This window comes from Methylobacterium sp. UNC300MFChir4.1, assembly GCF_900110155.1.
In the GTDB taxonomy this organism is placed as follows: Bacteria; Pseudomonadota; Alphaproteobacteria; order Rhizobiales; family Beijerinckiaceae; genus Methylobacterium.
The window spans coordinates 558,302-583,055 of record NZ_FOCS01000001.1 but is presented as its reverse complement, the minus strand read 5'-3'; the positions used below and the strand labels follow the sequence as shown (position 1 = coordinate 583,055).

The window sequence follows — 24,754 nt, the reverse complement described above, 5'->3', positions numbered from 1 at the left end:
GCGAAGGGCGGCCGCCCGGCCGCTGGCTCGTTCATCGACGTGTCGCAGCGCTACATCGCAAGCCCGACCTTCAAGAAGCTCGATGCCTCGACACAGGGCTGGCAGAAGCGCGCACTGAACGAGATCGCCGCCAGCGACAAGGGCACGGCATCGGTCGCGCTGATGCAGCCGCGCCATGTGCGGCGCCTGCGCGACGAGAAGGCCGAGACGCCGGCTGCCGCCAACACGATGCTCAAGGCGCTCCGGGCCATGTTCCAATGGGCCATGGAGGAGGACATCGTCGACGCGGATCCGACACGAGATGTGAAGCGCGCCCAGTACGTCACCAAGGGACACCACACCTGGACGCTGGACGAGGTCGACCTGTTCGAGCGCCGACACCCGCTCGGCTCGAAGCCGCCGCTGGCGTTCGCGCTGCTGCTCTACACGGCCTGCCGGCGCGAGGATGCGACGCGCCTCGGCCCGCAGAACATCCGCGACGGCCGCCTGCGCTACGTCCAAGCGAAGAACGAGCACCGCAAGCCCATCTCGGTCGACGTGCCGGTTTTCCCGGATCTGGCAGAGGCGATCGCCGCCCTGCCCTCCTCGCACTTGACCTTTCTGGTCACGGACTACGGCAAGCCATTCTCCGTGGCGGGGTTCGGCAACCGCTTCCGGGAGTGGTGCGACCAGGCCGGGCTGCCGCACTGCTCGGCGCACGGCCTGCGGAAAGCGACCGCGGCGCGACTCGCCGAGCGCGGGTGCACGCCGCACGAGATCATGGCCGTCACGGGCCATCAGACGCTGGAGGAAGTGGAGCGCTACACGCGGGAGGCGCAGCGTGCTGGGCTCGCTGACAGCGCCTGGAAACGGTTCGCCGCGGGGCGGCGTGGTCCCACCGCGGAGGCGGGTAAGGGTCCCACTTCCGGTAAACCACTGGCAAAGATGAAGAAAAATGCGCCGGTGGCGCTCCCAAGGGGAATCGAACCCCTGTTTTCGCCGTGAGAGGGCGACGTCCTAGACCGCTAGACGATGGGAGCTTTCCGGCGGCGCGGGGCTGCTATAGCCACCCCTCGGCGGGGGAGCAAGTGCCTTCGTCAGGAAATCCGCCGCGGCGGGTCAGATCGGGGGCGAATAGCGGTCGTGGTGGACAACGTGCAGGACGAGCGGGCCGGGATCGTGGCCGAGGGAGGCGTGCGGCTCGACCGGGCGCTGGTCGCGCTGTTCCCGGATCTGTCCCGGGCCCGGCTGCAGGATCTGATCCGCACCGGCCAGGTTCAGCGGGACGGTCTCCCGGCGCTCGACCCGGCCGCCAAGGTCGCCGCGGGCGCGCGCATCGTGCTCACGGTGCCCCCGGCAGCCCCGGCGGAGCCGGTGGCCGAGGCCGCGGATCTGCCGATCGTCCACGAGGACGACGACCTGATCGTCATCGACAAGCCCGCCGGCCTCGTGGTCCATCCCGCCCCGGGCCACGAGAGCGGCACGCTGGTCAACGCCCTGATCGCCCATTGCGGAGCCAGCCTGTCCGGCATCGGCGGCGTCCGCCGGCCCGGCATCGTCCACCGCCTCGACAAGGACACGAGCGGCCTGATCGTCGTCGCCAAGAACGACGTGGCCCACCAGGGCCTCACTGCCCAGTTCGCCGATCACGGCCGGTCCGGACCGCTGGAACGCGCCTACGCCGCCGTCGTCTGGGGCCTGCCCCAGCCGCGGGCCGGGACGATCCAGGCAAGCCTCGCGCGGTCGCGCTTCCACCGGGAGAAGATCGCCGTCGTCTCGGACGCGAGCGGGCGCCACGCCGTGACCCACTACGCGGTGGCCGAGGCGTATCGCGAGGCCGCCCTCGTGCGCTGCCGCCTGGAGACGGGCCGCACCCACCAGATCCGCGTGCATCTCGCCCATCGCGGACACCCCCTGCTCGGGGACACGGTCTACGGCGGCGCCTTCCGGACCAAGGCGGCCCGCCTGACGCCGGAGGCCCGCGCCGCCCTCGCGGCGCTCGGGCGCCAGGCACTCCACGCGGAACTGCTCGGCTTCAGCCACCCGCGGACCGGCGCGACGCTGCGGTTCGAGAGCCCGCTACCGCCCGATATGGCCGCGCTGGTGCAGGCCCTGAGGGCGGAAGAGGACGGGCCGCCGCGCCCGTAACCGCCGCGTCGCGGCGTGCGAAAGATCACGCCGTACCGCGTCACATCGTGACATGGTACGACCAAAATCGCCGGTGGCGCGTTGTTGACGACGTGGGTGTCATCGACCGCGACCGGCTCCCCGGCGTCCCGTACGAGATGGGGGGCCGGCAGGGTCGGCTCAAGAGCGGCCCTAGTGGACGGCACTGTTGTCCGTCGCGTCCGCCCGACAGGGGGACATAAGGTCCAGGAGAATGCCATGGCCGGTACGCTGCCCGTGCTCGCCAACGAAGGTGGCCTCTCGCGCTACCTCGACGAGATTCGCAAGTTCCCGATGCTGGAGCCGTCGGAAGAGTTCACGCTGGCGAAGGCCTGGCGCGACGCCGGCGACCGCGAGGCCGCGCACCGCCTCGTGACGTCGCACCTGCGCCTGGTCGCCAAGATCGCCATGGGCTACCGCGGCTACGGCCTGCCGATCGGCGAAGTCGTGTCGGAGGGCAATGTCGGCCTCATGCAGGCGGTCAAGCGCTTCGATCCCGACAAGGGCTTCCGTCTGGCCACCTACGCGATGTGGTGGATCAAGGCGGCGATCCAGGAATACATCCTGCGCTCGTGGTCGCTCGTGAAAATGGGCACGACCGCGAACCAGAAGAAGCTGTTCTTCAACCTACGCAAGGCGAAGGGCAAGATCTCGGCCCTCGACGAGGGTGACCTCAAGCCCGATCAGGTGAAGCAGATCGCCACCCGTCTCGGCGTGCCCGAGCAGGACGTGATCGACATGAACCGGCGCCTGTCCGGCGACACGTCGCTCAACGCGCCCCTGCGCGAGGAGGGCGAGGGCGAGTGGCAGGACTGGCTCGTGGACAACAGCCCGAGCCAGGAGACCGTGCTGGCGCGGGAGCAGGAGGGTCAGAACCGCCTCTCCGCGCTCAAGGACGCCCTCGGTGTGCTCAATCCGCGCGAGCGCCGCATCTTCGAGGCCCGGCGCCTCGCCGAGGACCCGATCACCCTGGAGGACCTCTCCGGCGAGTTCGGCGTGTCTCGCGAACGCGTCCGGCAGATCGAGGTCCGCGCCTTCGAGAAGGTGCAGGAAGCGGTCAAGCGCAACATCGCGAGCCGCGAGCTGCCCCGGACCGGCATCGAGGCCCGCTGAGCCGCGCGCCCGGCGCGCGACGCGCCGGGCGCGCCGGTTCGGGTCAGGGCTCGGACGGCGGGCGCCGTCGACCAATCACTGCCAGGCGTCGAAGGCGTTCTGCATCACCTGGGCGCCGGCGGCGCCCTTCTCGAAGGTCAGCACCGCCCGGCGGCCGGACGTGTAGCGCAGCGCGATATCGAACCAGTTGCGGTGGAGGAGCAGGTCGGTGTTGCGCTCGACGTCGTTCTGCAGCGACGACAGGCCGATCAGGAACAGGTTGTCGCGGACCCGAACCGGCAGGCCCGAGACCGGCGAGCCGCGGGCGCTCTGCTCGTCCTTGGCCTGGAGCAACCCGACATCTTGGACGGTTCTGGACGCGGCGTTGCTGCCGCTCTGGCTGAAGTCCAAGCTCACCGTGTGGGAGGCCGGCAGGGTCGCGTCGAGATTGCGCTGGATGGTCATCACCAGCGTCAGGCCGGCATCCGGGATGGTCACGGTGGCGACGACGGCGTTCTGGACCGGCTGCCCCTGATCCCCGTTGACGGTCTCGAGCCGCCACGTCACCCGCCCCGGCGTCACGGTCGGCTGACCGCCCTCGGCCCCCGTCGCCTCCTCGACGAGTTCCGCCCTCTGCGCGACCGCGACGCCCGCGTCGGCCGGCGCGGGCGTGGCCGCGGCCCGTGCCGGCGCGCCGTTCTCGACGCGCGTCGGGGCCTTGGGGGCCGGGGCGGCGTCGCCGCCGACCCGGTCGCCGAACTTCGTCTCGCCTTCCGGCTGCTGCGTGTCCGCGGTCTCCGTGCCGCTCGACGGCAGGTTCTGCGGCCGGTCGCGCAGCAGGAAGGCCGCGACGGCGATCAGGCCGATCACCACAGCCAGGACACCGCCCACGAAGACGTTGCGCAGCACGCGCGACCGACCGGTGCGCGGGGGGACCACCTCGATCCGCGGACGCTGACGCCCGCCCGCGCCCTCGGCCGCCTCGGCGTCAGGGTCCTCGACGGCGGGCACCTCGGCGCCGGACGTCTCGGCGCCGGACGTCTCGGCGACCGGCGGGGCCGTGTCGGGCGCGGCCGTCTGCGGCGTGCCCGGACGCGGCGGCGCGATCGGGATCGGTGCCTCGCGCGGCCCGTCCTCGGCCTCCCGATCCCCGTCGCGGGCCGCCACCGCGAACGGCGGCTTCGCCGACGGGAGGATGGGCGCCAGCGCGGGACCGGATCCCGGCTCCGGCGGGGAAGGCTCCGGGATCTCCGGCTCCGTCGCCGCGGGGACGATCGGCTCGGGGACGGCGGGTTCTGGCGCGGCGGGTGCGGGGACGGCCGGTGCTGGTGCCGGCGCCGAAACCGTGGCCGGGGCCGGAGCGGGCGTGACGGGCGCCTGCGCGGCATCGTTGGCGGGGGCCGGGAGGCCGCCGTGATCGACCTCGAGCCGCTCGATCGCGGCGTCGAGCGCCCGGCGCTCGAGATCGATGTCGGCCTCCGACAGCGGCGGATCGAGGGAGCGCAGCTGGCTGATGAGGGCGTTGCGCGCGCGGTCGTAGACCGCCTTGCGCAGGGCGGGCGTTCGGTCCGGCAGCGCGTCGAGCGCGCGGGCCAGAAGCGGGTAGTAATCGGCCATGATACTCTGGTCCGCCCCTTCGGCCGCCGTCCGGCAACGCCGGTCGGAGGCCGGGGACCGAGGTCCGCGCCCGCCCGACAGGTCCGGTCGCGGCCGTCGGCCGGTTTGTCGTATCCCGCCGCGCGGGATCAGGGCCCGCGCGCCGGTTGCCTTCGAGACGGCGGGCGGATCGCGATACGGACCGCCCGGCCGCCAGCCCGTTCTAGATCAAGCCCGCGCGGACTGGATACAGGCAGGGCCGCCGAAAACACGCGTCGTCAACGGGATAGCGCGCGAAGGGTCAATCCTCGAACGGGTTGTGCATGAGGATCGTGTCGTCGCGCTCGGGCGAGGTCGACAGCAGCGCCACCGGCGCCCCGATCAGCTCCTCGATCCGGCGCACGTACTTGATCGCCTGCGCGGGCAGATCCGCCCAGGACCGGGCCCCCGCTGTCGTCTCCGACCAGCCCGGGATCACCTCGTAGACCGGCTCGATCCGGGCCTGGGCGGCCTGGCTCGCCGGCAGATGGTCGATCGGCTGGCCGTCCAGCATGTAGCCGGTGCAGACGCGGATCTCTTCGAAGCCGTCGAGGATGTCGAGCTTGGTCAGCGCGATGCCGTGGATGCCGGAGGTCCGGACCGTCTGGCGCACCAGCACGGCGTCGAACCATCCGCAGCGGCGCTTGCGGCCGGTATTGACGCCGAACTCGCGCCCGCGGCTGCCGATGGTCTCGCCGATCTCGTCGAACAGCTCGGTCGGGAACGGTCCCTCGCCGACCCGGGTCGTGTACGCCTTGGCGATACCCAGAACGTAGCCGATCGCCCCCGGGCCGAGGCCCGAGCCCGTGGCCGCCTGGGCGGCCACGATGTTGGAGGAGGTCACGAACGGGTAGGTGCCGTGGTCGACGTCGAGCAGCGCGCCCTGGGCGCCCTCGAACAGGATGCGCTTGCCGGCCCGGCGCTCCTCGTCGAGCAGCGACCACACGGTGTCGGCGAAGGGCAGGATCTTCGGCGCGATCGCCTTCAGCTCGGTCAGCAGCGCCTCGGCATTCACCTCGTCGATCCCGAGACCGCGCCGCAGGGCGTTGTGGTGGGTCAGCACGCGCTCGATCTTGGCCGGCAGCGCGTCGGGGTCGGCGAGGTCGACGACCCGGATCGCGCGGCGGCCGACCTTGTCCTCATAGGCCGGCCCGATGCCGCGCTTGGTCGTGCCGATCTTCAGGCCGGCATTGGCCGTCTCACGGAAATGATCCAGCTCGCGGTGGAGCGGCAGGATCAGCGTCGCGTTGTCGGCGATCCGCAGGGAGGACGGCGAGACGTCCACGCCCTGCGCCTTGATCCGCTCGATCTCGTCGATCAGGTGCCAGGGATCGACCACGACACCGTTGCCGATGACCGAGAGCTTGCCGCCGCGGACGACGCCCGACGGCAGCAGCGCCAGCTTGTAGGTCACGCCGTCGATGACGAGCGTGTGGCCGGCGTTATGGCCGCCCTGGAAACGGACCACGATGTCGGCCTGCTCGGAGAGCCAGTCGACGATCTTGCCCTTGCCCTCGTCGCCCCACTGGGCGCCCACAACGACGACGTTGGCCATGCCTGCCTGCTTACCCGCGACGGAAACCGGGACGGCGCCGCCCACGGGTGCAGGCAACGTACGTCGTGAGCCGTTTCCGCGATCCGGGCAACGAAATCAAGCAAGGGGCCGCATGTTCGGACCGCATGGCGGTCGGCCGGAGCCGGTCACGACCGGCTTACTTGGCCTCGGTACCGGGGTCGCGACCGGGCAGTTCGTGCGGCTTGATCACCGGCATGGAGCCGGACTGATCGGGCTTCACCACAGTGCCGGTCGTGCCGGAATCCGGCGGCTTGATCACGCCGTCGTTCTTCTGGAGCTTGTCGCTGAGCGACTGGTCCTGCGGCGGCGCGTCCGCGTTCGGGCGAACGCGCTCGGGCGGCGCCGGGGCCGGACTGGTCGTCTGGGCGCCGGCGGGTACTGCCGCGACGGTCGCCGCCAAGGTCGTCGCGAGGGCGGCGAGCAGGGTCTTGTTCGGCACGAGGGCCTCCCCGGTTCGAGACACGAATTCGGGGAGGAACAGTCGGAGACGGGATCCGTTCCTGTCCGCGATCGGGTCCGACGTCCCGTCCTGTGGACCGGATCCGGCGGCCTCAACCCTGGCGGGCGGCCTCGATGTAGAGCTCGCGCAGGCGCCGGGTCAGCGCGCCCGGCCGCCCCTCGCCGATTGACCGCCCGTCGATCTCGACGACCGGCATCACGAAGGCGGAGGCGCTGGTGTAGAAGGCCTCCTGGGCCGCGTAGACCTCGTCCACCGGGATCAGCCGCTCCTCGATGCGCAGGTCGGCCTCCTGCGCGAGGCGCAACACCGAGGCCCGGGTGATGCCCGGCAGGAGCGCCGTGGAGAGCGGCCGGGTCACGAGCACGCGGTCGCGGCCGATGATGAACGCGGTCGAGGAGGAGCCCTCGGTGACCGCGCCGTCCTCGACCATCCAGGCCTCGGCGACGCCGGCCTCGGCCGCCTGCTGCTTGGCGAGCACCTGCGCCAGCAGGGCCACCGACTTGATGTCCCGCCGCTTCCAGCGCAGGTCCTCGACGGTGATCACCCGGGCGCCGCTCTCGGCGAGCGGGTTGGCGAGCACGGTCTTGGCCTGCGTGAACATCACCACGGTGGGCTCGGTGCCGGCCTTCGGGAAGGCGAAGTCGCGCTCGGCCACCCCGCGGGTCACCTGCATGTAGACGAGCCCCTCGCTGACGCCGTTGCGGGCGACGAGCTCGGTCTGCAGGCGCTCCCAGCCCGCCGCGTCGTGCGGGTTGCGGATGCCGATCTCGCCGAGCGAGCGGTCGAGGCGCGCGAGGTGCGCGGTGTTGTCGACGAGCTTGCCGTCGATGATCGCCGAGACCTCGTAGATGCCGTCGGCGAACAGGAAGCCGCGGTCCATGATCGGCACGCGCGCCTCCTCGTAGGGGAGGAACTGGCCGTTGAGGTAGACGATGCGGGGAGCGGTCACGGGGAGCTGTCCTGTGTTCGGCGCGGGCCCGGAAACGCGGGCCCGCGAGCGCGGGTCGAAGCAGGAATCGTGCGGAGTCTCAGCGGTCGCCGAAGACCCGCCCGAAGATCGTGTCCACGTGCTTGAAGTGGTAGCCGAGATCGAAGCACGCCTCGATCTGCTCGGCCGGGAGCGCCGCGGCGACCTCCGGGTCCGCCTTGAGCAGCGCCAGGAAATCGCCCTCGCCGCGCCAGACAGGCATCGCGTTGCGCTGGACCAGCCGGTAGGAATCCTCGCGGGAGACCCCGGCCTGGGTCAGCGCCAGCAGCACGCGCTGCGAGTGGATCAGGCCGCCGAGCCGGTCGAGGTTCTTCTGCATGTTGGCCGGGTAGACCAGCAGCTTCTCCATCACCCCGGTCATCCGCGCCAGGGCGAAGTCGAGGGTGACGGTGGCGTCGGGGCCAATCATCCGCTCCACCGACGAGTGGGAGATGTCGCGCTCGTGCCAGAGGGCGACGTTCTCCAGGGCGGGGGTGACGTAGCCCCGCACCATCCGGGCGAGGCCCGTGATGTTCTCGGTGAGGACCGGGTTGCGCTTATGCGGCATCGCCGAGGAGCCCTTCTGCCCCTCGGAGAAGAACTCCTCCGCCTCGAGGACCTCGGTACGCTGGAGGTGCCGGATCTCGATCGCCAGCCGCTCCAGCGACGAGGCGACGACGCCGAGGGTGGCGAAGAACATCGCGTGCCGGTCGCGCGGGATCACCTGGGTCGAGACCGGCTCGGCGGTCAGGCCCATCTTCTCGGCGACGTACTGCTCCACCCGCGGGTCGATGTTGGCGAACGTGCCGACCGCGCCCGAGATCGCGCAGGTGGCGACCTCCTCGCGGGCCGCGACGAGGCGGCGGCGGTTGCGCTCGAACTCGGCGTAGGCCTGGGCGAGCTTCAGGCCGAAGGTGACCGGCTCGGCGTGGATGCCGTGCGACCGGCCGATGGTCGGGGTGAGCTTGTGCTCCAGGGCCCGGGTCTTCAGGGCGGAGAGCAGCGAGTCGACGTCGGCGATCAGGATATCGGCCGCCCGCACCAATTGCACGTTGAGGCAGGTGTCGAGCACGTCCGAGGAGGTCATGCCCTGGTGGACGAAGCGCGCCTCGGGACCGACGATCTCGGCGAGGTGGGTCAGGAAGGCGATGACGTCGTGCTTCGTCACCGCCTCGATCGCGTCGATGCGGGCGACGTCGAAGACCGCGTCCTTGCCCTTGGTCCAGATCGTCTCGGCCGCCGCCTTCGGCACGACACCGATCTCGGCGAGCGCCGTGGTGGCGTGGGCCTCGATCTCGAACCAGATCCGGAAGCGGCTCTCGGGCGACCAGATCGCCGTCATCGCGGGGCGGCTATAGCGGGGGATCATGGGGGCCTCGGCACGGTCCGGATTGCGTGCGTGGCCGGTAGCATGCGCCGGGCCGGCCGCTCAATGCGCATCGGGCATGCCGGGACGGCAACCGACGTGAAACGCGCGCCGCACCGGGCTCAGTCGATCCGCACCCAGCCCTGGCCCATCAGCCGTTCCTGCGGCCGGAAGCGGGACTTGTAGTCCATCTTGCGCGAGCCCTCGACCCAGTAGCCGAGATAGAGATACGGCAGCCCGAGCCCGCGAGCCCGGCGGATGTGGTCGAGGATCATGAAGGTCCCGGGCGAGCGCGCGGCCTCCGCGGGATCGTAGAACGAGTAGACCATCGACAGGCCGTCCGAGAGGACGTCGGTCAGGCAGAACGCGAGCGGCGGTCCGGAGCCGCGGCCGGTGATCGCCGTGTCCGGCCCGTGCCGGCGATACGACACGAGGTGCGTGTCGACGTGGCTGTCCTCGACCATCATGGCGTAGTCGAGCACGGTCATGTCGACCATGCCGCCGTCGCCGTGCCGGGCGTCGAGGTAGCGGCGGAACAGGGCGTACTGCTCGGAGGCGGGCCGGTTCGGCTCCGGCGTGCCGACCCAGTCGGCGCTGCGGGCCAGGATGCGCCGCTGGCTGGCGCTCGGCTCGAACTCGTCGACCACCACGCGGACCGAGACGCAGGCCCGGCAGGTCTCGCAGGCCGGCCGGTACGCGATGGTCTGGGAGCGGCGGAAGCCGCCCTGGGTCAGGATCTCGTTCAGGTCGCGGGCGCGCCGTCCGACCAAGTGGGTGAAGACCTTCCGCTCCTCCTGCCCCGGCAGATAGGGGCACGGCGAGGGGGCGGTGAGGTAGAATTGCGGTGTGTCGCGCGGGTGGCTGGTCACGCTTCTCACAGACCCTGCGCCGGGTTCAACCTCGCGGCGCCGGCGTGACAGTGTACAGGCGACCGGCCGGGGCTCAATGGCCCGGCCGGTCGCACCGTCAGATTTTCATCAGGGGAATCGCGGCTCAGCGCGCGTGGACGACGGCGAGGCCGAGGAGCAGGTCGTGCCCGAGGCGGCGGTCGGAGCGCATGAGCCCGAACGCGATGTCGACGCACCAGAGCAGGAAGGTCGAGATCGCCACGTAGAACAGCAGCGCGTGGACCGCGGCCGTGATGACGTCGACCCGCGCGCCGCTCTCGGGCGCGACGGTCCGCAGGCCCATCATCCGCTGGCCGATCGTGCTCTGCTTCGGCCCGCCCACCGTGATCGCGCTGTAGATGATGCCGCTCGCCGGAAGGACCGCGAACAGCGTCCAGCCGAGGCCGAAGGTGACCACCCCGATCACGGTGATCGCGAGGGTCAGCAGGGCCGTGAAGCCGAAGATGAACAGGATGTCGAGGAGATAGGCGACCGTCCGGCCACCCAGGCTCGCCCGCACGAACGGGATCGGCAACGCGGTGGCGTAGCCGGGCGCTTCGAAGCGCTGCGCGTATCCGGGTTGTGGGTTCTGCATGGTGTCGCGTCCTGCAAGCGAGGCTGCGGACGTGAAGGTGGGTGCGCGCGCCGGATGCCGCAAGGGGATCCGTGAGGAGACGCGGGCGTGGGCGCGCCTCAGCGCCCGGCCGGGTCTCCGGCCGCGGCGTCGGGCGTGTCGAGGTAGAAGCGCTTGAGCATGTAGAGGGACGGGCCCGACAGGGTGCTCGCCTCGGTGGCGAGGGCGACCAGGGTCGTGCCGGCATCGAAGCGGCAGGTCAGCCAGTGCTGCCGGTTCCCGTCGGCGTAGTCGACGCGAACCGAGTTCGCCGCCGGCCCCGGCGCCGCGCGCAGGAGCCGGATCCCGTCCTGCGGCGCGACCGCCGGGAGCGCCCGGCGGCAGGTGGCGACGCGATCCCGGCGCAGGGTGTCCTGGCAGGCGACGAGCCCCGCGAGGAAGCCGACCACGACCGCGGCCCCGAGGAGCCAGCGGTGCCCGCGCTTCACGGATGGTTGCGCAGGCGCTCCGCGACCCGCGGCGCGTGATAGGTGAGGACGCCGTCGGCGCCGGCCCGCTTGAAGGCGAGGAGCGCCTCGACCATCGCGCGGTCGCCGTCGAGCCAGCCGTTGCGGGCGGCCGCCTCGATCATCGCGTACTCGCCCGACACCTGGTAGGCGAAGGTCGGCACCTGGAACTCGTCCCGCACCCGGCGGATGATGTCGAGATAGGGCAGGCCCGGCTTCACCATCACCGAATCCGCGCCCTCGTCGAGGTCGAGCCGGACCTCGCGCAGGGCCTCGGCCGAGTTGCCGGGATCCATCTGGTAGGTGCGCTTGTCGCCGACCAGCGCTGCCTTGGTGCCGATCGCGTCCCGGAACGGCCCGTAGAAGGCGCTGGCGTATTTCGCCGCGTAGGCCATGATCTGCACGTCGAGGAAGCCGGCCTTGTCGAGGCCCGCGCGGATCGCGCCGACGCGCCCGTCCATCATGTCGGAGGGCGCGATGATGTCGGTCCCGGCCTCGGCCTGGATCAGGCTCTGCTCGACGAGGACCGCGACCGTCTCGTCGTTGAGGATCGCGCCGTCCCGCATCAGGCCGTCGTGGCCGTGGCTCGTGTAGGGATCGAGCGCCACGTCGGTCATGATCCCGATCTCGGGCACGGCCCGCTTCACGGCGCGGACCGCCCGGCAGACGAGGTTGTTGGCGTTCAGCGCCTCCGAGCCGGTCGGGTCGCGCAGCGACACCTCCGTGTAGGGGAAGAACGACACCGCCGGGATGCCGAGCTTCGCGGCGCGCTCCGCGTCGCGGACGATCTCGTCCACCGAGAGGCGCTCGACGCCCGGCATCGAGGCGACCGGCTCGCGGCGGCCCTCGCCGTCGATCACGAACATCGGCCAGATCAGGTCGTCGACCGTCAGGGTGTGCTCGCGGACGAGGCGGCGCGACCAGTCGGCCTTCCGGTTCCGGCGCGGGCGCTGGGTGATCTTCAGACCCTCCACGCGGGCGCCCTCGCGGGCGGCCTCCACGGCGAGAGGGCGCGGCTCTGGCAGGGTGTCTGACATGCGGCTTCGCTACCGTTCGCGCGGACCACGCCGCGGATCGCGCGGCGCCCGTGCGCCGGAGGCGATCGACTACCACACCGGGCCGGCGCAACGAAACCCGACCGTTGACGCCGGACGGCGGAACCGCTTCAACCCGGCGACCCCCGACCGATCGATCAGGATCCAGGCCCTTCGCCATGAACCGGCCCCCATCATCCGCGAGCGCTCGATAGTGCCCAGCTACTTTCCGATCCGGCGCAGGACGCCGCGGCCGGGCGGCATCCCGAGCGACCGCATCGAGCGGGCCCAGGGCCCCGCGTCCGGCACGTGGGACACAGTGCTGATCTGGTTCATGCGGCTCACGGCCCTCGTCTGGCTGCTGAAGAGCGTCTTCGCCTGGGCGACCATCCTCGACGTCCTGCCGGGCGTGCGCCCCTTCGAGGCCGAGCCGTTCGGCCGCCAATCCGCGATCGTCTACTTCGCGGTGATCGACGCCGCGGCGGCGATCGGATTGTGGCTGACGAGCGCCTGGGGCGGCGTGATCTGGCTGCTCGCCGTCACGTCGGCGATGACGCTCGCTGTCCTGACACCGCAACTCTTGCCGTTATCGGTGCCGCTGCTCGTATTCGGAGGCTGTGTCGTGACGTTGTACTTCCTGCTGTCCTGGCTGGCCGCGCAGGAAGCACGGTGAACGAACCGTTCTTGTCTTCATTCAGTTTGTCTTTACCGCGAAGAGTAAATCGCGAATTCATCCTGTCGCTTAAATCGCCTTTCATTCCCGAGCCCTAGCTTAGCCATCATCAACGGCGCCGCATCCAACGGGTGCCGGATCATCGGATGGCGAGGCAGAGATGAAGACCCAGAACGCCCGAGTCGCGCAGATCGAGGCCCCCGAGGAAGCCGCCTCCACCAAGGGCTCCTACCTCGAGGCGCTGCACCTCGTGGAGCGGCTGCATCGCCGGCTGCTCGACGTGATCAAGGACGAGTTCGAGCGCCGCGGGCGCGAGGACGTCAACAGCGTCCAGGCGCTGCTCCTGTACAACATCGGCGACAAGGAGCTGACCGCGAGCGAGCTGCGGACCAAGGGCTACTACCTGGGCTCCAACGTCTCGTACAACGTGAAGAAGCTTGTCGAGGCCGGCTATCTCCACCACGCCCGCTCGAAGACCGACCGGCGCTCCGTCCGGATCAGCCTGACCGACAAGGGCCGCCAGGTCCACGAGATCATCCAGGGGCTCTACGACAAGCATGCCCGGACGATCACGCCGATCGGCGGGATCTCGGAGGAGGATTTCATTCGCCTGAACCAGGCCCTCACCCGCCTGGAGCGCTTCTGGACCGATCAGATCCGTTACCGCCTCTGAGGCGCGCCCTCAGAGGTTCAGCAGGCCGATGATCCCGGCGATCACCGCGTAGGCGAAGCCGGCGTTGATGGCGACGCCGAACATCCCGATCACGAGACCGCCCAGCACGACCAGACCGTCGCGCTCGACGAGACCGAGCCCGACCAGGCAGACGGCGAGACCCAGCGGGATCTGCCCGACGATGGGCGCGGCCACGATCAGCGCCAGCGCCAGGGCGAGCAGGACGATCCCCATGCCGCGCATGCCGAGCGCGGTCTCGAACACGCTGACGCGGGGGCGCGACCAGCGCTCCAGGCGGCGCAGGATCGGCACCGCGCGGGTGACGGCGCGCCGGACATCCGTCAGGGCGATCGAGCGGCCGAGGAGCATCCGCGGCAGCCACGGCGCCGACATCCCGGCGGCGATCTGGATCGCCACGAGGAGCAGGAGCAGGCCGCAGATCAGCGGGATCGGCGGCGGCATGGGCAGGCAGTTCGGCAGCCCGAGCAGGACCACGAGCAGCGCGAAGGCACGGTCCCGCAGGACCGCGACGATGTCGCCCACGGTGAGGCGCTCGCCCTCCTGGCTCGCCAGCACGGTGAGGACGTCCGACGTTCGTGCACCGGAGGTCAAGGATCTGCCAACCTTCGCTTTCCCGCGGGGGCTCTAGCCGAGAACATCTGGCACGCCAAGCACGGCAGATTCGCGACAGCGCGATGGCGTCCCGCGGGCGGACGCGCGGCGGACGGCCCGCGAAGTCCCGGCAAGCACAGCGCGCGCACCGACGCACCTTTCCGAAGCAACCTCGTCCCTGCGACACGAAGATCGGCGCGCGAATCCGACAATTCCGGGGGATCGCGAGCGGATCGCGATGAAACGCGGTTAATTTTCTTTTACCTTATTCGGCAGATGTCGGAGGCTCGACTGTGCCGAACCAGCGCCCTCGCCCGAAGATCGCTGGACGCGCGCCCGTTCTCGCGGTTCTGCTCGCGGGACAGGCGGCCGTCTCGCACCCCGCCGGCGGCAGCGAGATCGACACGCTGCTGTTCGGCAGCCTCGACGCCGGCGGCGACACCTTCCTGACCGTCGGGGCGAAGGCCGGCCTCACCTCCCTCGCGCAGGACGGTTTCACCGCACTGGCGAGCGTCGGTGGCGGGCGGCGCGCGGAGTCCGGTCCGGACGGCCCCCGCACGCGCTACACGGTCGCCGCCGCCGCCCTGGCCGGGTACCAGTGGGTCTTCGACTGGGGCGCGGTCGCGGCCTTTGCCGGGCCCGAAATCGCGCGGGAGATGCTGATCGCGGGGCCCCTCTTCGACGCCCTGCCGACGCGCTTCGGGCTCCGGCTCCACGGCGAGGTCTGGGCGCGCCCGAGCGAGGCGACGCTGCTCCAGGCGAGTGCCGTCGCGGGGTCGGCCCGCGACAGCCTGTGGGCGCGCCTCGCCTGGGGCTACCGGCTCTGGGAGACCTATCTGGGTCCCGAGGCCGCCCTCTACACGGACAGGACCGGCTACGCGAAGTGGAGCGTCGGGCTGCACGGGACCGACTTCGCCCTCGGCCGGTACAGCTTCCGCGCGTCGGCGGGCCTCCAGTCCGAGAGCGGCCGGGGCCGCGCCTGCCCCTACCTGAGCCTGTCCGTCTGGTCGCCCCTCTGATCGGCGCCCGGCCGGGCCTCGAGGGCGTCGAGGAACGCGGCCGCGTCGCGGCGGATCTCGGCGCGCCGCCTGTCGCCCAGCCCGCGGAGCGTCCGGTACGGCATGGCCATCCGCTGATTGCCCGCCAGCCGGTCCTCGTTCTCGATGAGGAAGTTCCAGTAGAGATAGTTGAACGGGCACGCCTCCGGCCCGGCCTTGACCTTCACGTCGTACGCGCAGGACGCGCAGTAATCGGACATCCGGTCGATATAGGCACCCGAAGCCGCGTAGGGCTTGGAGCCCATGACGCCGCCGTCGGCCCACAGCACCATGCCGTGGACGTTGGGCAGCTCGACCCACTCGTAGGCGTCCGCGAACACGATCAGGTACCATTCCTCAACCTGAGCCGGGTCGAGGCCGGCGATGAGGGCGAAGTTGCCGGTCACCATCAGGCGCTGGATGTGGTGGGCGTAGGCGTGGGCGCGCGTCTCGGCGACGACCTGCGCGACGCAGTTCAGCGCCGTCTCGCCGGACCAGTAGAACCACGGCAGGTCGCGGCCCGCGCCGAGGGCGTTGCTGTCGCGGTAGGCGGGCATCCGGGCCCAGTAGAGGCCGCGCACGTATTCCCGCCAGCCGAGGATCTGCCGGATGAAGCCCTCGACGCAGTGGAGCGGCGCCGCGCCGTCGCGGTAGGCGCGCTCGGCGGCCCAGCACACCTCCTCGGCGGTGAGCAGCCCGGCGTTGAGGGCGGGCGACAGGAGCGCGTGGTACAGGAACGGCGCGCCGGTCTTCATCGCGTCCTGATAGTCGCCGAAGGTCGGCAGGGCGTCGGCCAGGAAGTGCCGGAGCGCCGCGAGGGCGTCGGCCCGGGTCACCGGCCAGGAGAAGCCGGTGAGATCGCCGAAATGGTCGCCGAACTCGGCCTCCACGAGGGCGATGACCGCGCGCGTGACGGAATCGGGCTGGAAGCCGATCCGGTCCGGCGGACGATGCCCCCTGGGCAGGCGCTTGCGGTTCTCGGGGTCGTAGTTCCAGCGGCCGCCCGCGGGCTCGCCGTCGTCCATCAGGAGGCCGGTCCGGCGCCGCATGCCCCGGTAGAAGGTCTCCATCCGCAGGTGATGCCGGCCCTCCGCCCAGCGGCCGAAATCCTCCCGCGGGCACAGGAAGCGGTTGTCGCCGCGGATCTCGACCGGGATCGCCAGGGTCTCGCGCCAGTCCTGCATCATCTCCCAGACGCGCCACTCGCCCGGCTCGGTCACCACGACCCGCTCCGGCCGGTGGCGCGCCACGGCGCGCTCCAGCTCGCCGGTGAAGCTGCCGGTGTTGCCCGCGTCGGTCAGGCGCACGTACGCGACCGTGATGCCCTCCGCCTCCAGCTCGGCCGCGAAGTGGCGCATGGCGGCGAACAGGAAGGCGATCTTCTGCTTGTGGTGGCGGACATACGTCGCCTCGTCGCGAACCTCGACGATCAGGACGACGTCGCGCTCGGCGTCGAGGTCGACGAGGCTCGACACCCGGCGGGTCAGCTGATCGCCGAGGACGAAGCGCAGAGTTCCGGACGGCGCGGCGCGGCGTTTCCCGGCCATGCCTCAGACCTTCCCGTGCGGGGCGGAGCGGCCGCCATCCGCGGCGCGGCCAAACCCTCCGGTCCCGCCGTCGAAGATCACCCGAACCACGCCGTTCCCCCTTGCCACCGCCGCCGGCCCAATCAAGGTAGGCCCGGGGACGCGGCCGGGCAGGCGGCGGACCCGCGCCCTCCACGTGCACAAGGTCGCAGGCGGCAAACATGAAGTTCGCGTTCGCCGGCATCGACTTCCTCGGCGGGGTCTTCGAGGGTCTGCTGGACGCCGGCTGGACGCCGGTGAAGCTGTTCACGCGCCCCTGCGACGGGGTCTACGACCACAACGAGGTCGTCGTCGCCCGCGCCCGGTCCTTGCGGCTGCCGATCCAGCTCTCGCGGATCCGCGAGCGGGACATCGAGGCGCTCCAGGCCGAGCACGGGCGCGACTGGGCACTCGTGGTCGCGGGCTATCCCTGGCTCATCAAGGGCTGGAAGGGCCGCGCCGCCTACGGCCTCAACTTCCATCCCTCCCCGCTCCCGACGGGCCGCGGCCCCTACCCGCTGTTCCGGGCCGTCCTCGACCGCTACGAGACCTGGGGCGTCACCGCGCACGTGCTCGCCGACGGGTTCGACACCGGCGATATCCTGGCGCAGGAGATCTTCGCCCTGAGCCCCCGCGAGAGCCACGAGACGCTGCTCGCCAAGTGCCAGATGGCGGCGCGCCGCCTCGCCGCGGGCCCCCTCGGCCGCGACCTGCCCAACCGCTGGCGGCGCTCCGAGCCGCAGGGGGACGGCTCCTACTGGCCGCGCGCGACCGACGCCGACCGGACACTCGACTTCCGGCAGGACGTCGAGACGGTCCTGCGCCGGGTGCGGGCCTTCGGCACGGTCGAGACGATCGCGCGGCTCGGCGATGCCCGGGTCTACGTGGCGGAGGCGCAGGGGTGGCAGGAGCGCCACGCGCACACGCCCGGAGCGGTGGTGCACCGCCACCGCCGCCACGTCGTGGTGGCGGCCCTCGACGGGTACGTCCAGCTGACCCGCTGGTCGCCGGTTCCCCTCGCGGAGGCCGGGCAGATCGGCCGCTGACCGGCCCGTCCGGGAACCCGAACGCCGACCCCGATGTTTCCGGCGGCCCGGGCACTCCGCCGGGGCCCCACGGGAGTCCGCCATGTCGACCCGCGCCAGCCTCGCCGCAGCCCTCGGATTCGCCGCGCTCTTCACCGGCTCCGCCCTCGCGCAGGCGGTAATCGTCACGCCCGACGAGTTCGGCCCCGACGACGACGTGGTGGTGCGCGACTACATCGTGCGCCGGCCGGTGGGTCCGGGCCCGATCGTCGGATCGATCCCGCTGCGGCCCGGCAGCATCGTGCCGCCCGACGTGCGGCTCGCGCCCTTCACGGAGGCCCCGAACCCGCGCCTGCGCCGCTTCGGCTACTTCGTGGCGCCGGGCGACAAGATCGTGGTCGTCGATCCCGACACCCGCGCGGTGGTGCGCATCCTGGACCGCTGACGGCCGGCGGCGGCGCTCACCAGTCGCTGAGCACCGCGCGCTTCCAGCGGTCGGGCGCGACGCAGCGGTACTCGTAGGCCTCGTCCCAGGCGTGGTCGCCGGGGGTGCAGGGCGCGCGGCTGCTCGCGGGCGGCCGCGGCAGGCTCTCGCGGAGGGAAGCGGCCTCGATCTGCCCGTTGTCGCTCACGCGCATGACCGGCCCGGCCGCCGTGCCGTAGACCAGATCGCGCCCGTCAAAGCCGAGGCTGCGGGAGAAGCCGCCCTCGCGGTTGCCGTCGAGCCCGATCGCCTGCCCGGCCGCGAGCAGCATCGGGACGCCGGTGAAGCGCGCGGCGGCGGCGTCGATGCCGATGCCGTAGGTCCCCTCCCCCTGGAACGAGATCGCCCGGTCGGTGATGGAGCCGGTGAGGTTGCCCATCAGGATCCCGTAGCCGGTATGGGCGCCCGGAACGCCGCCGGTGGAGATCTGCAGTCCGACCCGCTGGCGGTTGCGGTCGGTGGTCGGCGACTGCGCCGAGACGTCGATCTCGGCGCCGATGCAGGAGGCGACCGGATCGGCCTCGTCGGTCATGTCGACACAGTTGAAATTGCCGGCCCAGGAGGGCCCGACTGGCCCCAGCCCGTTGGGCTCCTTGAAGATCGTGCCGTTGACCGCGACGTTCTGCGCGCCGGCGCTCGCGAGGGCGCGGTTGTGCAGCTCGCCCGTGATCGTCCACTCGTAGCCAGCGTTGTGCGGGCCGGTGGATCCGAGCGCCCAGAGCGCCTTGTAGGTGTGGGTGGCCTCGCCCGACCCCTCCGGCACGTGCCGGTCGACCCGCAGCGTCGAGACCGGATCGAAGCCTTGCGGCCGGTTCCAGAGGAAGACGTGGCCGCCATCGAGGCCCATCACCCCGGTCCCCTGCACGCTGCGGGAGAAATTCGGCGGCCACGGCTGCGGTGCGGACGCCGGATCCGTCGCCGGCGCGGCGCGCGGCGGCTGTCCGGGCGCCTCGGCGGCCGCGACCGTCGGAACGCCGATCGCGAAGCACGCCATCAGGGCGGTGCCGGGGCGGATGCGCATGATCGTCTCCGGATATCCTCTCGGCGCGGCCTCGCCCAGGATCGCACTGGCAGAACCCGCCCGCGGGACCAGATAGGTTACAGCATCGCATCGGCGACGCCGGCCACGGGCGCCCGCGGATGCGGCACCCGCCGCGCCATGGGAGCGAGCCGATGACCGCCCTGCGATTCCTGCGCAATTGGTTCCTGGTGTCGATCCCGCTCGGCCTCCTGATCGGCCGGTTCATCAAGGCCGGCGAAGGGCCGCCGAGACGAGACCGGCGGTGATTACCGGAGACCGGTCCGATAGACAGGGCGCGACTTGCTATTCTGACGCTCGGATGTCGATCATCAATAACATGTTAGCGAATCCGGCGCATTTTTACTGATATCGCGCCATACCGGCCGACCAGGGCAGGAACTTCGGCCGTGTCCCGCAACGCCAGCACCCCTGCCGCCGTCGCGGAACGCCGGGCGACCGAGCGGAGACCCACCGCCCTGCTGGCCTTCGCCCAGCAACGGGACGGCGCCCGCTATCCCTGCCAGGTCATGAACATCTCCGATCGCGGCGCGATGCTGGAGTTCCTGGGTTCGCAGGCGGTGCTGCTGGAGGACGTGTTCGACCTCGTGCTGGCGAGCGCCGAGATGCGCTACGCGGTCCAGATCGTCTGGCGGAAGGAGCGGACGGTCGGCGTCCTGTTCTGCGGCGAGGCCGTGTAAGAGGTCGACCCTGCGGGCTCAGACCGCGAGCGTCGCCATCAGCGTGAGCCCGACGGCCGGCAGCGCCAGCGCCAGGACCGCGAGGGTGTCGAGGGGTGCGGGCCGGCTCGCCGCGAGCCAGCGACGCTCGGCGAACTTCTCGGCCGCGAACCCGGACAGGACCAGGCCGCAGCCGACGAACGTGACAAGCGCGGACATGGGTCGACCCTTCTTCGCAACGCCGCGCCGTGTGATGCGCCTGACGGGAGTACCCGCGGCGCGGCCATAAAGTTTCACCGCGGCGCGGATACGCGGGCGAAAGCGGCAGCGCGCCGGGAAAGCCGCCGGCGCGCTCCCGCCTCTCCCGGGGACGAAGGGGTTGCAATCCCGCGCGGATCCGTCGAGGCGGGAGCCCAGCGTCATCGACGGGATTGTGGCGGGCGGCGGGAGGCCGGAAGCTTTGAAGACGAGCGGCAACGGCGTGGCCGTCGGACACGATGACTGGCTGTACTGGGTCGGACGCGCCCGCGAGGTCGAAGCCTTCTACGGCGACACCGCGACCTCGCGGCGGATCCTGAAGCGCTGGACGCGGCTCATCGGGCGGCGCGCACGGCGCCTCGACGACCTCGGGATCCGGCACGTGCACACCGTCGTCCCCGACAAGCTCGCGATCTATCCGGACCTGCTCGGCCGCCCCTTCCCGGGGCTCGACGATCCGCCCGGCGTTCGGCTCGCCCGGCTGGTCGCCGGGGACAGCGGGGCCCCGATGGTCGACCTGCAGACACCGCTCCTGGCGGCGCGAGTCGAGGAGCCCGTCTACCTGCGGACGGACACCCACTGGACCTACCGCGGCTACCTGACGGCGTACCGCGCGCTCTGCGAGGCCCTGGACGCGCCGGTGGCGGCGCACGTCTTCGCGGGGACCGGCGCGACCGAGCGCTTCACCTTCGACCTCGGCGAGAAGCTCGTCCCGCCGGTCGACGAGGCGTACGTCGCCTACGATTTCGCGCGCCGCGCGGCACGGATCGACGCGAACGCCCTGGTGGCTGTGCGGGAATCCGGCCGGGCGGTGCGGCCGCGCGGATTGTTCGTCGGATCCCGCGTCGTCCTGAGGAACCCGGAGGCGCCGGATCCGCGCCGCGTGGTGCTGTTCGGCGATTCCTACATCTACAGCCCGGGCGCCCGGCTCACGGCGATGCTGGCCGAGACCTTCGCCGAGGTGCACGCGATCTGGTCGGCGAACATCGACTGGGCCTACGTCGAGGACGTCCGGCCCGACATCGTCGTCTTCGAGATCGCCGAGCGGTTCCTGCGGCAGGTTCCGAACGACCGGATCCGCATCGATCGCTTCGCGGCGGCGCGCGCGCGGCGGGCCGTCCGCCCGACGCTCCGGGAGCGGATCCGGCGCTGGCTGCGCTGAACCCGGCCGCTTCTAAAAGCGAGAGCCCCGCCGCGGTGGCGGCGGGGCTCTGCTCCCTCAGGTGCGCGGCGGCTCAGTAACCGCGGCCGTAATAGCCCGGGCCCCGGTCGAAGGCGCCCGCCGCGGCGGCGCCGGCGGCCGCGCCCGCGATACCGAGACCGATGGCGGCCCCGGTCGACAAGCCGCGGTGACGGCGGTAGCCGAAATCGCGCCGGTGGCCGTAGCCGCGATCGTAGCCGCGGCCGTAGCCGTAGCCGTGGTGGCCGCCGTAGCCGTAGCCATAACCCTGCGCCTGGGCGCCGGTGGCGCCGAGCGCGCCGAGGGACAGGGTGACGGCGGAGATGAGAGCGAGCTTGCGCATCGGTGACTCCTTCGCAGTTGCGTTGGGACCCCAACCCAAAGCGCAACCAGGGGTTCCGATTTTCATGTGGGCAGGGCGCCGACCGCGCCGGATGTCAAAAGTGAGGATCGATGATCTGGTGAGCGCGCTGGGACTCGAACCCAGGACCTACAGATTAAAAGTCCGTTGCTCTACCAGCTGAGCTACGCGCTCGCGTCCCGGGCCGCGCGGCGGCCCGTCGGGGACGGCGCGTCCGCAATAGGTGAGCGGGACCGGGGGGTCAACACGACGGAGGTGGACAACCCTCAGGCCGCGTCGCCGCGGGTCCGCTCCACGATGTCCCGGGCCTCGTCGAAGGCCGCGTCCGCGTCGAGCTCGGTGGTGTCGAGCCGGACCGCGTCCTCGGCCATGCGCAGGGGGGCGGCGCTGCGCGACGCGTCCCGGGCGTCGCGGGCCTCGATGTCGGCCAGGATCGCCGCGAAGGTCGCCGCCTCGCCGCGGCCGGCCAGTTCGCGGTGGCGACGGCGGGCACGCTCCTCGGACGAGGCGGTGATGAACAGCTTCACCGCGGCCTCGGGGCACACGACCGTGCCGATGTCGCGCCCGTCGAGTACCGCCCCCTGCGGGTCGGCAGCGAAGCGGCGCTGCCACGCGAGCAGCCCGGCGCGGACCTCCGGCACCGACGAGACGCGGGAGGCCGCCTCGCCCATCGCCCGCTCGCGCAGGCGCGGATCGTCGAGCCGACCGGCGTCGAGGGCCTGGGCCGCCCGCGCCGCGGCGGCGGCGTCGTCCAGCGACAGACCGGCGTCGATCAGGGCAAGCGCCACCGCCCGGTAGAGGAGCCCGGTGTCGAGATGCGGCAGGCCGTAATGGTCGGCCAGACGCTTGGCGAGGGTACCCTTGCCGGACGCGGCCGGTCCGTCGATCGCGATGACGAGCGGCATGGCGGTCACGCCCCGATCTGGCCGCCGAGGGCCTGCATGGTCGGAAGGAAGCTCGGGAAGCTCGTGGCGATCATCGCGCCGTCATCCACCGTGACCGGGTTCCGCGCCGCGAGCCCCATCACCAGGAACGCCATGGCGATGCGGTGGTCGAGGTGGGTCGCCACCGTCCCGCCGCCCGGCGCCGCGGTGCCGTCGCCCTCGACCACGAGATCGTCGCCCTCGACCGCGTGGCGGACGCCGTTCGCGGCGAGCCCGGCCGCCACGGCCGCGAGCCGGTCCGATTCCTTCACCCGCAGCTCGTGCAGGCCGTTCATCCGGGTCCGGCCCTCGGCGAAGCTCGCCGCCACCGCCAGCACCGGGTACTCGTCGATCATCGCGGGCGCCCGCTCGGCCGGGACGTCGACGCCGGTCAGGCGGCTCGCGCGCACGCGCAGGTCTGCCACGGTCTCGCCACCCTCCTCCCGCTCGGCCACGCGCTCGATCTGCGCGCCCATCTCGAGGAGCGTCGTGATCAGCCCGATGCGCAGCGGGTTCATCATCACGCCCTCGATCACCACGTCGGAGCCGGGCACGATCAGCGCCGCCACCAGCGGGAACGCCGCCGAGGACGGGTCGGCCGGCACCACCACGTCGGTGCCGCGCAGGGTCGGCTGCCCCGTCAGCGCGACCCTGCGGCCGTGGCCGCCCGGCCCGTGCGGCTCGACGCTGACCGCGGCGCCGAACAGGCGCAGCATCCGCTCGGTGTGATCGCGGGTCGCGGCCGCCTCGATCACGGTCGTGACGCCGGGGGCGTTGAGGCCGGCGAGCAGGACCGCCGACTTGATCTGCGCGGAGGCCGCCGGAGTCTTGTAGGTGATCGGGATCGCCTCCCTGGGACCCCGCAGGGTCAGGGGCACGCGGCCGCCCTCGGCCTCGGCCAGGACCTGCGTGCCCATCCGGGTGAGCGGGTCGAGGATGCGGCGCATCGGCCGCGAGCGCAGGGAGGCGTCGCCGTCGAAGGTTGCGGTCACCGGCTGCCCGCCGACCACGCCCATCATCAGCCGCGAACCGGTGCCGGCATTGCCGAAATCGAGAACCTCGGCCGGGTCGCCGAGGCCGCCGATCCCGACGCCCCGGACCCGCCAGCTCCCGGCCCCGAGGCGCTCGACCCCTGCCCCGAGCGCCTTCGCGGCAGCGGCGGTGCGCAGGACGTCGTCGCCCTCCAGCAGGCCTTCGACCCGCGTCTCGCCCTGGCTGAGCAGGCCGAGGATCATCGACCGGTGCGAGATCGACTTGTCGCCGGGCGGGCGCAGGCGTCCACGCAGCGGGGCGCCCGCCGCGGCGGTGAGGGGCTGGGGGGTCGAATCGTGCGACACGGGACGTCCGTTCGGGCTCTGAGACGTGGGCCTGGATCCGGCGCGTCGCGCGGCCCTGCCGCGGCGCTGCAATCGGACGGTGAAATCGCCGCGCCGTTAACACGGGCACCGCCCGCCGTCATCCATCCGCTGCCCGCGCCGATCCCGGGCGCCGCACGCGGGGGCGCGCCGCCCGAAACGCCCTGCGCGGGCTCGATTGACAGGCGCTTTCACCGCGACTAACGGGGCGCCTCCCCCGAGACAGTACTGACGACGAGGTGTCCGCCCGTGGCCCGACCGGAACTTGGCTTGAAGCGCCAGTGCATGAGCTGCGGCGCGAAGTTCTACGACCTCGCCCGCGATCCCGCGGTCTGCCCGAAATGCGGCGCGGTCTATCAGGCGGTGGCCACCTCCAGCCGTGCGGCCCCCCCGGCGCTGTCGCGGGGCCCGGCCAACACCGACGATGAGGACGAGACGGACGAGAAGGGCCCGGAGATGGTCTCCCTCGACGAGGTCGAGGCCGCCGAGGACGACGCCGATCCGACGCCCGAGGACGACTCGGTCGAGGACGGGGAATCCTCCGACGACGATACCTTCCTGGAGGAAGAGGATTCCGGCGACGACGACGTCTCCGACCTGATCGACGGCGATATCGAGAACGACGAGGAGGGCTGAGGCGGCCTCCGTCTCTCCCGACCAAAAACCCC

The 24,754-nt window shown here is 71.7% G+C and carries 28 protein-coding genes and 2 tRNA genes; 11 read left to right on the top strand and 19 right to left on the bottom strand.

What is annotated here, in order from left to right:
• Positions 1–50 precede the first annotated feature (50 nt).
• Complete coding sequence (locus BMY19_RS31195) at positions 51–236, bottom strand: hypothetical protein (protein ID WP_234082252.1); 186 nt, start codon at positions 234–236, stop codon at positions 51–53.
• On the opposite strand from BMY19_RS31195, the gene BMY19_RS31190 reads away from it, so the two are divergent.
• Positions 163–984 (top strand): tyrosine-type recombinase/integrase, encoded by an 822-nt coding sequence (locus BMY19_RS31190; protein ID WP_348529850.1) that lies wholly within the window; start codon positions 163–165, stop codon positions 982–984. The genes BMY19_RS31195 and BMY19_RS31190 overlap by 74 nt on opposite strands.
• Here BMY19_RS31190 and BMY19_RS02785 read toward each other — a convergent pair.
• Positions 944–1,019: transfer RNA gene (locus BMY19_RS02785), tRNA-Glu, on the bottom strand. The genes BMY19_RS31190 and BMY19_RS02785 overlap by 41 nt on opposite strands.
• A 103-nt stretch (positions 1,020–1,122) precedes the next feature.
• On the opposite strand from BMY19_RS02785, the gene BMY19_RS02780 reads away from it, so the two are divergent.
• Together BMY19_RS02780 and rpoH are read left to right on the top strand one after the other, a co-directional pair.
• Positions 1,123–2,127: an RluA family pseudouridine synthase gene (locus BMY19_RS02780; protein ID WP_170862891.1), complete on the top strand. Its 1,005-nt coding sequence runs from the start codon at positions 1,123–1,125 to the stop codon at positions 2,125–2,127.
• Between the two features lie 237 nt (positions 2,128–2,364).
• On the top strand, positions 2,365–3,258 hold the full coding sequence (gene rpoH / locus BMY19_RS02775; protein ID WP_042672026.1) for an RNA polymerase sigma factor RpoH: 894 nt from the start codon (positions 2,365–2,367) through the stop codon (positions 3,256–3,258).
• A gap of 75 nt (positions 3,259–3,333) precedes the next feature.
• On the opposite strand, the gene BMY19_RS02770 is transcribed toward rpoH, so the two are convergent.
• The 9 genes from BMY19_RS02770 to hemB all read right to left on the bottom strand — a co-directional run bounded on the left by BMY19_RS02770 (position 3,334) and on the right by hemB (position 12,245).
• On the bottom strand, positions 3,334–4,854 hold the full coding sequence (locus tag BMY19_RS02770) for a histidine kinase (RefSeq protein ID WP_100250776.1): 1,521 nt from the start codon (positions 4,852–4,854) through the stop codon (positions 3,334–3,336).
• 280 nt (positions 4,855–5,134) lie between these two features.
• Positions 5,135–6,427, bottom strand: a complete 1,293-nt coding sequence (locus tag BMY19_RS02765; protein WP_091925032.1) for an adenylosuccinate synthase — start codon at positions 6,425–6,427, stop codon at positions 5,135–5,137.
• Between the two features lie 157 nt (positions 6,428–6,584).
• Complete coding sequence (locus BMY19_RS02760; protein ID WP_020092845.1) at positions 6,585–6,887, bottom strand: hypothetical protein; 303 nt, start codon at positions 6,885–6,887, stop codon at positions 6,585–6,587.
• Between the two features lie 112 nt (positions 6,888–6,999).
• Complete coding sequence (locus BMY19_RS02755) at positions 7,000–7,857, bottom strand: D-amino-acid transaminase (RefSeq protein WP_100250775.1); 858 nt, start codon at positions 7,855–7,857, stop codon at positions 7,000–7,002.
• Between the two features lie 79 nt (positions 7,858–7,936).
• Positions 7,937–9,244 (bottom strand): adenylosuccinate lyase, encoded by a 1,308-nt coding sequence (purB, locus tag BMY19_RS02750; RefSeq protein WP_026604876.1) that lies wholly within the window; start codon positions 9,242–9,244, stop codon positions 7,937–7,939.
• Positions 9,245–9,363: 119 nt separating this feature from the next.
• The gene (locus BMY19_RS02745) at positions 9,364–10,110 is read right to left on the bottom strand and encodes an arginyltransferase (protein ID WP_091925038.1); all 747 of its coding nucleotides are present in this window, start codon (positions 10,108–10,110) and stop codon (positions 9,364–9,366) included.
• A 124-nt stretch (positions 10,111–10,234) separates the two neighbouring features.
• A complete protein-coding gene (locus BMY19_RS02740; RefSeq protein ID WP_042672022.1) occupies positions 10,235–10,723 on the bottom strand; it encodes an RDD family protein in 489 nt (162 codons plus the stop codon).
• Positions 10,724–10,821: 98 nt separating this feature from the next.
• Positions 10,822–11,190, bottom strand: a complete 369-nt coding sequence (locus tag BMY19_RS02735) for a hypothetical protein (protein WP_091681993.1) — start codon at positions 11,188–11,190, stop codon at positions 10,822–10,824.
• Entirely contained in the window at positions 11,187–12,245 is a 1,059-nt protein-coding gene (hemB, locus tag BMY19_RS02730; RefSeq protein ID WP_026604877.1) for a porphobilinogen synthase, read from the bottom strand. Before hemB ends, BMY19_RS02735 begins: the two co-directional genes overlap by 4 nt.
• 259 nt (positions 12,246–12,504) lie before the next feature.
• Here hemB and BMY19_RS31745 point away from each other — a divergent pair, with 259 nt between their 5' ends.
• Together BMY19_RS31745 and BMY19_RS02720 are read left to right on the top strand one after the other, a co-directional pair.
• Positions 12,505–12,915, top strand: a complete 411-nt coding sequence (locus tag BMY19_RS31745) for a DUF6163 family protein (RefSeq protein ID WP_042672025.1) — start codon at positions 12,505–12,507, stop codon at positions 12,913–12,915.
• A 160-nt stretch (positions 12,916–13,075) separates the two neighbouring features.
• Positions 13,076–13,588, top strand: coding sequence for a transcriptional regulator LdtR (locus BMY19_RS02720; RefSeq protein ID WP_056527383.1), 513 nt, complete (start codon positions 13,076–13,078; stop codon positions 13,586–13,588).
• A 9-nt stretch (positions 13,589–13,597) separates the two neighbouring features.
• Here the strand turns inward: BMY19_RS02720 and BMY19_RS02715 are convergent, their stop codons facing one another.
• Entirely contained in the window at positions 13,598–14,200 is a 603-nt protein-coding gene (locus BMY19_RS02715; protein WP_267965786.1) for an exopolysaccharide biosynthesis protein, read from the bottom strand.
• Between the two features lie 293 nt (positions 14,201–14,493).
• On the opposite strand from BMY19_RS02715, the gene bcsS reads away from it, so the two are divergent.
• Positions 14,494–15,219, top strand: a complete 726-nt coding sequence (bcsS, locus tag BMY19_RS02710; RefSeq protein ID WP_091681995.1) for a cellulose biosynthesis protein BcsS — start codon at positions 14,494–14,496, stop codon at positions 15,217–15,219.
• On the opposite strand, the gene BMY19_RS02705 is transcribed toward bcsS, so the two are convergent.
• The gene (locus BMY19_RS02705) at positions 15,186–16,784 is read right to left on the bottom strand and encodes a cryptochrome/photolyase family protein (protein ID WP_100250774.1); all 1,599 of its coding nucleotides are present in this window, start codon (positions 16,782–16,784) and stop codon (positions 15,186–15,188) included. The genes bcsS and BMY19_RS02705 overlap by 34 nt on opposite strands.
• Positions 16,785–16,984: 200 nt before the next feature.
• Here BMY19_RS02705 and BMY19_RS02700 point away from each other — a divergent pair, with 200 nt between their 5' ends.
• Both BMY19_RS02700 and BMY19_RS02695 read left to right on the top strand, forming a co-directional pair.
• Positions 16,985–17,848 carry a formyltransferase family protein gene (locus tag BMY19_RS02700; protein ID WP_091681999.1) on the top strand — a complete coding sequence of 288 codons (864 nt, stop codon included), beginning with the start codon at positions 16,985–16,987 and terminating at the stop codon, positions 17,846–17,848.
• An 82-nt stretch (positions 17,849–17,930) separates the two neighbouring features.
• Positions 17,931–18,272 (top strand): hypothetical protein, encoded by a 342-nt coding sequence (locus BMY19_RS02695; RefSeq protein WP_020092859.1) that lies wholly within the window; start codon positions 17,931–17,933, stop codon positions 18,270–18,272.
• Positions 18,273–18,288: 16 nt separating this feature from the next.
• Here BMY19_RS02695 and BMY19_RS02690 read toward each other — a convergent pair whose 3' ends face one another.
• The gene (locus BMY19_RS02690; protein WP_100250773.1) at positions 18,289–19,332 is read right to left on the bottom strand and encodes a hypothetical protein; all 1,044 of its coding nucleotides are present in this window, start codon (positions 19,330–19,332) and stop codon (positions 18,289–18,291) included.
• Between the two features lie 407 nt (positions 19,333–19,739).
• On the opposite strand from BMY19_RS02690, the gene BMY19_RS02685 reads away from it, so the two are divergent.
• Complete coding sequence (locus BMY19_RS02685) at positions 19,740–20,030, top strand: PilZ domain-containing protein (RefSeq protein ID WP_100250772.1); 291 nt, start codon at positions 19,740–19,742, stop codon at positions 20,028–20,030.
• A gap of 18 nt (positions 20,031–20,048) precedes the next feature.
• Here BMY19_RS02685 and BMY19_RS02680 read toward each other — a convergent pair whose 3' ends face one another.
• A complete protein-coding gene (locus BMY19_RS02680) occupies positions 20,049–20,228 on the bottom strand; it encodes a hypothetical protein (RefSeq protein ID WP_020092863.1) in 180 nt (59 codons plus the stop codon).
• 262 nt (positions 20,229–20,490) lie between these two features.
• Here BMY19_RS02680 and BMY19_RS02675 point away from each other — a divergent pair, with 262 nt between their 5' ends.
• Complete coding sequence (locus BMY19_RS02675; RefSeq protein ID WP_244534814.1) at positions 20,491–21,429, top strand: alginate O-acetyltransferase AlgX-related protein; 939 nt, start codon at positions 20,491–20,493, stop codon at positions 21,427–21,429.
• 73 nt (positions 21,430–21,502) lie between these two features.
• On the opposite strand, the gene BMY19_RS02670 is transcribed toward BMY19_RS02675, so the two are convergent.
• The 4 genes from BMY19_RS02670 to aroA form a co-directional block, all read right to left on the bottom strand.
• Positions 21,503–21,790, bottom strand: a complete 288-nt coding sequence (locus tag BMY19_RS02670) for a hypothetical protein (protein WP_012322505.1) — start codon at positions 21,788–21,790, stop codon at positions 21,503–21,505.
• Positions 21,791–21,906: 116 nt separating this feature from the next.
• Positions 21,907–21,982 (bottom strand) — tRNA-Lys (locus tag BMY19_RS02665).
• Between the two features lie 92 nt (positions 21,983–22,074).
• Entirely contained in the window at positions 22,075–22,713 is a 639-nt protein-coding gene (gene cmk / locus BMY19_RS02660) for a (d)CMP kinase (protein ID WP_051123743.1), read from the bottom strand.
• A 5-nt stretch (positions 22,714–22,718) separates the two neighbouring features.
• Positions 22,719–24,068 carry a 3-phosphoshikimate 1-carboxyvinyltransferase gene (gene aroA, locus BMY19_RS02655; RefSeq protein ID WP_100250770.1) on the bottom strand — a complete coding sequence of 450 codons (1,350 nt, stop codon included), beginning with the start codon at positions 24,066–24,068 and terminating at the stop codon, positions 22,719–22,721.
• A 267-nt stretch (positions 24,069–24,335) separates the two neighbouring features.
• On the opposite strand from aroA, the gene BMY19_RS02650 reads away from it, so the two are divergent.
• Positions 24,336–24,722, top strand: a complete 387-nt coding sequence (locus tag BMY19_RS02650) for a TIGR02300 family protein (RefSeq protein WP_026604880.1) — start codon at positions 24,336–24,338, stop codon at positions 24,720–24,722.
• Positions 24,723–24,754 lie beyond the last annotated feature (32 nt).